Below are 8,080 nucleotides of genomic sequence, written 5' to 3'. Positions count from 1 at the left end.
GCTTTGGGCAACCCCTCCGGCAATCTCAAAAGTTTTTTGATTTAGGGGTTGCAATTTCCAGAAAGGTATGGTTATATTAAATAGAGAGACAAAGCGACGCGGGATAGAGCAGCCTGGTAGCTCGTCGGGCTCATAACCCGAAGGTCAGTGGTTCAAATCCACTTCCCGCCACCAAATTTAATCGAATAAGCCCCGGCAACCAAAAAGTTGCTGGGGCTTCTTTGATCCGAAAATTCAGAAAATAGGGACACACCACTGTGTCCCTACCGCATATTTGTGTTTTTCCCAAAGCAAAAAATAAAACAGACCCTCAACCCCAACACTCAACCCTATACTTTTTTTCTACGCCCGTTTGTGCAAGCTTTATGTATCAAAAATCAGCAATTCAATATCCCTGTTTTTAAACTTTGCATTTTAAATTGCTAAGCCGATTGAGCTTGCAGCCAATCAAAGATCAAATCTAACTGTTTCAGCGTCACTAACCCGTACTGCCACAACACCATCGGCAGTTGGCTGGCATCTTGTTCCCCGTGTCTGAGAGCAACGGCGATCGCAGAATTCGATAGCGCCAATTCCCCCCGCAAATAATCGATCAGTTGAGCCTTTCCCATCACCTTCACCGCCTGTTTTATGCGATTTTGTAAAGATATGTATCCGATTTGACTGAATTTGAAGTTTAATAGTCCTAATTTTCTGTTGATAATCGGCGATGCGGTGTGATGGAAAGCGCACGCAACTTGTGATAAAATTCATAAAAAAAGGCGATCGCAGTCACAAGATATCCCAGGCTCAAAAATAGGATCGGGCGATCGATCGCTTGACATCAATTCACTTAAAATGGTTAAAGTCCTAGCTGAAGCTGAACTCCCGCTTCTGTGCCGCTGTCGCTCGGTTTAATAGGTAAGGGATTTCCTTGGCGTCGGGCGTCGGAAGGAGTAGTGATAAATTCCAATTCCGGGCCAACTTTGAGGCGAAATGTATCCCCCAAACTGCGCTCCCTCCTAGCAGAATTAGCCCCCGTTTGTGATTCACCAATCAAGTTTTGGTAGTCCGAGTCCACCGTTCTGTCCTCCACAGTTCTCAAAGAATCCCCCGATAAAGTCGTTTCCGAATTTTGGGGATCTGATTGCATTCTTTGTTGGGCGAAAACCGCCGGGGTGAAACCGATCAAAATTGAGCTCAGTCCGAGAACAGTACCAAAATTAGCCATAACTGCGTTCATCATCTGTGCCTCCGCTAGCTGCATCCTACTATCGTAATTGTACCCAACCGGAGTTTAGTTGCGCTCTATCAAAAGTAGCTGGTTGTGGAAGCTGCCGCCATCAGGCATTGTTTGTGATTTTTGACGGGACAGCGAGAGAAGAAGAGAGGGGGAGAGAATTGGCAAGATAGAGCGCGATCGCATTTATACGCGCCACAAAAAACATACTTTTTGCCAAGCCGGAAATGTTCCCAGAGAATTTGACTGTTTCAGGAATACAAATCGAGAAATATACAGAAACCCTGCCAAAAACCGGGTTCGCCAAAATATGCGTTGTAGCCAGCCCAAACCCCAAAACAAACTCGGTTTCTGATACCAGGTTGAAAAAAGTCTGTCCCAACCTCAAATGTTCAATGCGAAAATGGAAAATAGTACGATCGTCCCAGAGCACCTCGAAGACTCATCTCGATCGCTCTCCCAAAATTCCAAATCGCGTTAAGATGGCGGTAGCAGCCGTTAAAAATTCAATTACCAGCGGCAGATTCCGAGTTCTTAACAGCACTTTGCCTGCTCAAATAATCTCAACTTTCAAAATCTGCGCTATCAGGTTGTACTTTGCTTAAATGTTGTGGATTCGTAATATTTCTGCTCGCTCATGCCAATCAGATATCTGACAGACCGGATTTTCAAAATGTCGGGTAAAGTGCCAATTCGCATCGTTCTTGTCGTGCCTTTTGCCCTCCAGACTTTCGCTGCGGTAGGGCTGACGGGGTGGCTGTCGCTACGCAACGGGCGCAGGGCCGTCAACGATGTTGCCGCGCAACTGCGGGCGGAAGTCACATCACGTATCGAGCAACACATTCACAGTTATATCGAAACGCCGCACCAAATCAATCAACTCAATCTCGATGCCATCAGTCTCGGCATTTTGAACGTGCAGGATTCCGCTAGTTTACGCAATTACTTCTCCAAGCAAATCAAAATCTTTGATAAAATTAGCTACATTCAATTCGGCTCCGAACAAAAAACTTTTACGGGAGTTGAACGCCTCGACAACGGCAAGTTGCAAGTTCGGATTTCTAATCAATCTACTGGCTATAACTTTTACAGCTACGCGCCGTCGGAGTTCGGGGAAGCAACCAAACTATTAAAAACTATTCCCAACTACGACCCCCGCCTCCGACCTTGGTACACGGCTCCGGTGCGGGCTGGCAAACCTACATGGAGTAAAATTTATACTTATTTTGACACTCCCAAACTGGCGATTACGGCTGCACAACCAGTTTACGGCAACCGAGGAGAATTGATTGGAGTTGTGGGTACAGATTTGCTACTTTCCCAAATCAATCAATTCTTGGAAACTCTAAAAATTGGTAAATCTGGCAAAACTTTTATTATAGAAAGGTCTGGACAATTGGTGGCAAATTCTACTCCAGAACCGCCATTTATTGTGAGCAATGGCGTTGCGAAACGGATTGCTGCAACGAGCAGCCAAAATGTTCTGATTCGATCGACAGCCCGCTATTTGACACAGCGCTTCGGGGATTTGAGCAAGATTGACGGCACTTACCAGCTAGATTTTGCGATCGGCGGACAACGCCAATTTCTACAGGTGACACCCTTCTCAGACAGCAGGGGCCTCAACTGGTTGATTGTGGTGGCGGTTCCCGAAGCCGATTTTATGGAAAGGATTAACGCCAACACTCGCTACACAGTGTTGCTGTGTTTCGGTGCTTTGGTAGTGGCGACGGCTATAGGGTGTCTGACTTCGAGGTGGATTGTGATGCCGATTCGGCGACTCAGCAAGGCTGCAGAGGCTTTGTCGCGGGGAGAATGGGACTCGATGGCGGTAGATCCCCGCTTGATGGCCTCTGTAGAGCGGGAGGATGAGGTGGGTGTTCTGGCTCGCTCTTTTAGTACGATGGCCGATCAATTGGAAGATTCGTTTGCTACTCTCGAAAAGCGGGTGGAAGCTGCGATCGCTGATAAAACTAAATTAATTGGCTCTCTGAAACAATCTCAGCAAAAACTCGCTCTCCATCTTTATCAAACTCCTTTGGGGGCGATCGAATGGAATCTCAATTTTGAAGTAGCCGACTGGAATCTGTCAGCCGAAAGAATTTTTGGATACAATCGCTTGGAAGCAATGGGACAGCACGGAGTCGATCTCATAGTTCCTGAAATTGCTAAGGAGTATGTCAGGCAACTATCTATTACTTTGCTCACCAATCAAGGAGGAGTTAGTAGCATTAACCATAACCTCAGAAAAGACGGCAAAATAATTCTTTGTGAATGGTACAATACTACTTTGGTTGATGCTGAAGGCTGCATAATTGGGGTGGCATCGCTGGTTCAAGATGTTACGGAGTTTCACACTGCGATCGAGCAGTTGCGCGCTAGTGAGGAGCGGTTTCGCCAGTTGGCAGAAAATATTCATGAAGTATTTTGGATTAGAGAACCAATTCAACAGCAAATAATTTATGTGAGTCCAGCTTGCCAGAAAATATGGCATTTGAGCTATCAGAGTTTGCTGTCAGAACCGGAGGCTTTTTTGAATGCTATTCACGCGGAGGATCGCGATCGCGTCAAGGCTGCTTTTGAGAAACAGGTGCGGGGCGATTATGATGAGGAGTATCGGGTAGTGCGATCTGACGGTTCAGTTTGCTGGGTGCGCGATCGGGCTTTTCCAGTCCGCAGCGAAACCGGAGAAATTTACCGCATCGTCGGCATTGCAGAAGACATTACCCAGCGCAAATTAGCAGAAGAATTCCAAAAAGTCGCCCAAACCGCTCAAGCTGCAAGCCAAGCCAAAAGCGCTTTTTTAGCCAATATGAGCCACGAATTGCGTACTCCCCTCAACGCAATTATCGGTTACAGCGATATGCTCAAAGAAGATGCTGAAGATTTAGGCCACGAAGATATTATCCCAGACTTGCAAAAAATTCAAACTGCCGGCAAACACTTGCTGTCTTTAATTAGCGATATTTTAGATATTTCTAAGATTGAAGCGGGACGGATGGAACTTTACTTAGAAACTTTCAACCCGGTTAATTTAATTGACGAGGTAGTTTCTACTGTCAAACCCTTGGTAGATAAAAATAATAATAAGTTTGAAATTAATTGTGCTAGCGAGTTGGGAGCGATGTATGCTGATCTTACCAAAACTCGTCAAATATTGCTCAACCTGCTGAGCAATGCAGCCAAATTTACGGAACGTGGCACTATTACCCTGTCCGTTGAAAGAGTTAAACATGACAGCTTAACAACTCAAGAAATAGCAGAACCTTCCGACTTAATAATTTTTCGCGTTGCTGATACGGGCATTGGGATTCCGGCCGAACAAATGCAGCATTTATTTCAAGCTTTTATGCAGGGCGACGCTTCAACTACGCGCAAGTACGGCGGCACGGGTTTGGGATTGACTATTAGCCGTCATTTTTGCTTGATGATGGGGGGGGATATGCAGGTTCAAAGCCAGTTAGATTGCGGTTCGATTTTTACCGTATGCTTGCCTGCTCAAGTTGAATTATTATTAGATAAGACGGCGGTTGAAACCGCTTCTATACAGACAAAACCCGCCGACGCGGGTTGAAGAATGAGCAATAGTAGCCGCAGGGTGCGTCGCCGTTGAAAATCCCTAAATTTGACAAACAATCTCGTAGCGACGCACCTGAGATATGCAAAAAATATGCAAAAACCCGTGCCAACAAACCTAACAATCATGTAGCCCTAGGGTGCGGATACATATAGCCTTTCTCAGTAACATGAGGTGCTAGGAGTGGGAATTGGGAATTGGGAATTGGGAATTGGGAATTGGGAATTGGGAATTGGGAATTGGGAATTGGGAATTGGGAATTGGGAATTGGGCATTGGGAATAGGGTATTGGGCATACCTCACCAAGCTTGAGAACCGCTACAGACAATCCTCAACAAAGAGCGATAATCCAGCGGGTGACGTAGCTGTTACGTTCTATGGCTGAAAAAACAAATTCAAAATTTTTGTTTTCAGCAATGTTTTTTATAAATGATATAAGGTGCGGTTCCGTGAAATTTTAGATTTAATGCTGCATGATGTTTTATGGCGATACACCCTACAAATACTGTTGCATAGCTTTTGAAAAATGGTATAAGTTATCAGCAGGCAACCAAGGTGGTTGTACGATGCAGCACAAGTCTGATTTTAGTTAATTTGCCGTTTTTTTCGGCCCAAAATTTGAGCTGCTAATACCCCGCCGACAAACCCAAATAAATGCCCTTGCCAGGAAACTCCCGGCTGCTGCGGCAAAACTCCCCAAATTAAACTGCCGTAGACCAAACCGACAATTAAAGATACCAAAATAGAGGTAAAGCTGCGTTCAAAATAGCCCCGCAGCAGCAGAAAGCCGAAGTAACCAAAGATTAATCCGCTGGCACCAATGTGGACGGAATTGGGCGCGCCTGTCAGCCAAACTCCCAATCCGCTGACGAGCACAGTGACGGCACTCACGATGAAAAAGTCGCTAGTTTCTCGCAGCATGATTAACCAACCAAATGTCACAAACGGGAGGGTATTGGCTGCTAAGTGAGCAAAACTGCCGTGCAGAAAAGGCATGAAGAGGATGCCTTCTAGTCCTTGGATGCTGCGGGGGCGGACTCCGTAGGCATTCAGCCTGCCTCGGAATAGGAATACATCGACAATTTCGATAATCCAGAGGAGGGAGACGAAGCCGCCGAGAATGGTGGCGTGGCTTTGCAATTCGCGGGTGATGCTTTTGCTTTCTGGGTTGCTCATGGGTTTTGAGGGCGGTGAAACCGATTATTTATAATTGTAGGAGTTTTTTGCCGATCGCGCGAAGCGACACTTGGCACTAGCTTTCAGGGTTTTTGCAGTCGAGCTTATTTGAAACTATTATAACTTTGATTTGAAATTCCGCATTTTCACCTATAGAATAATTCACCTTGATGCGTCACAATGATAAAAGAACAGCAGGAGGAGAGTTAACCAAAGGTTGAAGTTAGAACGTATCAGGCAGAGTTTTTACCCCATAGGTAAATTCTTGGGCTGGCAATGAGGACACTTTGGCGATCGCACACTGTCTCTAAAAACTCAGGAACTACTTGTCTCGGTTCTAGTCATTAATTCAAGAACTTTCATCCGGTAAAGCAAAACGAGCTGCTGTAGGTACTTATTGTAGACAAAATCCAGTACAAGCTCTACAAAGAGTTCTTGGCACCTCGTTCTAAAAGAGGAGAAGAGCAATATGAACGTATTTGAGCAAAAATTACCCCAGAGAATTCTGCCAATTTGGGTATGGCATGGCAAAGAAGAAATTACTGTTACTGTCGCTACAATTTCTCAGCCTTACAGTAAAAAGCCGCGCTTTGATTTGTTACATCCGCTGAAAGAGTCGATCGAGAACACCGAAATTAAAAGTCAAAAATTTGCTCGATTTTTGTGTAAATATATTCCGTCGCAGTGTCCGTTTGAGCGGGAAGTCAAGTTTGGCGATCGCACTTTATTTTCCATTCCGCCGTTGTGCAAGTTAAATCCGCTTTACGAGCAAGTGGTTGGGATTCGCTTTCGTGCTTTGTGTTATTTGGCTGACGAGTGCGGCGTGGATGTAACTCCCTATTGTTAATTTTCCAACAACTTTAATTTCTAACTCTATTTTTACCTTCCCTTCTCTTTGTTGGGGAGGGTTTTTTATTTTCAGATTATTCGGCGGTTGAAACCGGGGCAACCACGGGGGGATTGCCCCTACATAAAAGAAGTCTGCCTTCGCAGACTAAGAGAGCGCGATCGCATTTAAAGACTAGAGAAAGCGAATTACTCGTGGTTGGAGAAAGAGTTTGCCGTTTTTAGAAACACTGAGGCTGGCTCCTGTAAAGCACACTTCCCACTTGGCATTCTACGGGTAGTGATTCCCCCGTCAATGCCGATTGGTCAACCTGTGCCGGATCGCCTGACAAAAACCGCACATCTGCTGGTACAATATCGCCCAGACGCAACCGGATCAGGTCGCCTGGAACCAGTTCGCGGGCGGGAATCTGCGTCCAGGTGTTGTCTCGTTTCACCCGTGCCTGGAGTGCTAATTTTGCCTTGAGAGCGGCGATCGCATTCCCTGCTTGAAATTCTTCCCAAAAACCCACTACTCCGTTGCCGATTAGGAGTACCAAAATAATCCCAAAATTTACCCAGTCTCCAACTATTGCCGAAAGAATCACCGCCGCCTCAATCATCCAGGCGATCGGCCCCCAAAAGTGCGATAGGAATTGCATTATTGGGCTGACGGTTGTTTCGGGTAACTCGTTATAGCCACCTTTTGATTGTCGTTGCAGTGCCTCTTTTTTGCTCAATCCCTGATTGGAAGTAGTCAGTTGCTTTTGTAGGTCTTCTAACGATAGATGCGAAAGCGTTTCTCGATCGGTAGATATAGTCATGAGATGGTTCCTTTACTTGTAAATCACAAGCTATTCAAGATAAGACGAGAACAATATTGAAAGCGCAAAACTCCCGATAAATGTCAAGATAGACCAATTTGTATCTTGAGTTTGATGCACTTCAGGAATAATTTCTTCAGCGATCGCCACCATCAAAGTGCCTGTTGTAAATGCAAGCACAACTAGCTTGGGAAGCTCGGCTTGTCCGCGCAATCCCCAATAGCCCAGCGTCGTGCCCAGCCAAACAGGAATAATAAATACCGCAAGTAACAAAAATCGCAATGTTCGCGGCATATTTGGACTCTTAAACGCTGCATTAGTGACAAATCCTTTTTTGCTTAAGTTGAGAAGTTGATTAACCCATACAAAAAAAGCTCCACCTAAAAACAATGCTAGAACCGTTGCCCAAACAGGTTTAGCGATAACAACTTTTGGTATTAGCTCGGTAGATGCGATCGC

At 45.5% G+C, this 8,080-nt stretch carries 7 protein-coding genes, 1 tRNA gene and 1 pseudogene; 4 read left to right on the top strand and 5 right to left on the bottom strand.

Annotated elements, in window-relative coordinates; genetic code table 11:
• The first annotated feature begins 97 nt into the window (after positions 1 to 97).
• Positions 98 to 174, top strand: a tRNA-Met gene (locus WBA89_RS12130).
• Between the two features lie 248 nt (positions 175 to 422).
• Here the strand turns inward: WBA89_RS12130 and WBA89_RS12125 are convergent.
• Complete coding sequence (locus tag WBA89_RS12125) at positions 423 to 611, bottom strand: DUF2949 domain-containing protein (protein ID WP_424406670.1); 189 nt, start codon at positions 609 to 611, stop codon at positions 423 to 425.
• A gap of 230 nt (positions 612 to 841) precedes the next feature.
• Positions 842 to 1,225: a hypothetical protein gene (locus WBA89_RS12120; RefSeq protein WP_424406668.1), complete on the bottom strand. Its 384-nt coding sequence runs from the start codon at positions 1,223 to 1,225 to the stop codon at positions 842 to 844.
• Positions 1,226 to 1,856: 631 nt separating this feature from the next.
• Here WBA89_RS12120 and WBA89_RS12115 point away from each other — a divergent pair.
• Entirely contained in the window at positions 1,857 to 4,793 is a 2,937-nt protein-coding gene (locus WBA89_RS12115; RefSeq protein WP_424406666.1) for a PAS domain S-box protein, read from the top strand.
• Positions 4,794 to 4,979: 186 nt separating this feature from the next.
• The gene (locus tag WBA89_RS12110; protein WP_424406664.1) at positions 4,980 to 5,108 is read left to right on the top strand and encodes a hypothetical protein; all 129 of its coding nucleotides are present in this window, start codon (positions 4,980 to 4,982) and stop codon (positions 5,106 to 5,108) included.
• A gap of 273 nt (positions 5,109 to 5,381) precedes the next feature.
• Here WBA89_RS12110 and WBA89_RS12105 read toward each other — a convergent pair whose 3' ends face one another.
• Complete coding sequence (locus WBA89_RS12105; protein WP_424406662.1) at positions 5,382 to 5,972, bottom strand: rhomboid family intramembrane serine protease; 591 nt, start codon at positions 5,970 to 5,972, stop codon at positions 5,382 to 5,384.
• Positions 5,973 to 6,441: 469 nt separating this feature from the next.
• On the opposite strand from WBA89_RS12105, the gene WBA89_RS12100 reads away from it, so the two are divergent.
• Positions 6,442 to 6,819, top strand: coding sequence for a Mo-dependent nitrogenase C-terminal domain-containing protein (locus tag WBA89_RS12100; RefSeq protein ID WP_424406660.1), 378 nt, complete (start codon positions 6,442 to 6,444; stop codon positions 6,817 to 6,819).
• A 220-nt stretch (positions 6,820 to 7,039) separates the two neighbouring features.
• On the opposite strand, the gene WBA89_RS12095 is transcribed toward WBA89_RS12100, so the two are convergent.
• Positions 7,040 to 7,621: a cation-transporting P-type ATPase gene (locus WBA89_RS12095; RefSeq protein WP_424406658.1), complete on the bottom strand. Its 582-nt coding sequence runs from the start codon at positions 7,619 to 7,621 to the stop codon at positions 7,040 to 7,042.
• Positions 7,622 to 7,651: 30 nt separating this feature from the next.
• Positions 7,652 to 8,080: pseudogene (locus tag WBA89_RS12090) on the bottom strand (hypothetical protein); the annotation flags it as partial.

The sequence above is a fragment of the Microcoleus sp. genome (assembly GCF_049646505.1).
Taxonomy (GTDB): Bacteria; Cyanobacteriota; Cyanobacteriia; order Cyanobacteriales; family Microcoleaceae; genus Microcoleus.
The sequence above is the reverse complement of the archived record's forward strand: the minus strand, read 5'-3'. Positions and strand labels throughout refer to the sequence as shown.

Bases quoted from the DNA above. Each gene is read 5' to 3' on its own strand.
- WBA89_RS12125 (WP_424406670.1), bottom strand. From the start codon at position 611: ATGGGAAAGGCTCAACTGATCGATTATTTGCGGGGGGAATTGGCGCTA.
- WBA89_RS12120 (WP_424406668.1), bottom strand. From the start codon at position 1,225: ATGATGAACGCAGTTATGGCTAATTTTGGTACTGTTCTCGGACTGAGC.
- WBA89_RS12115 (WP_424406666.1), top strand. From the start codon at position 1,857: ATGCCAATCAGATATCTGACAGACCGGATTTTCAAAATGTCGGGTAAA.
- WBA89_RS12105 (WP_424406662.1), bottom strand. From the start codon at position 5,972: ATGAGCAACCCAGAAAGCAAAAGCATCACCCGCGAATTGCAAAGCCAC.
- WBA89_RS12100 (WP_424406660.1), top strand. From the start codon at position 6,442: ATGAACGTATTTGAGCAAAAATTACCCCAGAGAATTCTGCCAATTTGG.
- WBA89_RS12095 (WP_424406658.1), bottom strand. From the start codon at position 7,621: ATGACTATATCTACCGATCGAGAAACGCTTTCGCATCTATCGTTAGAA.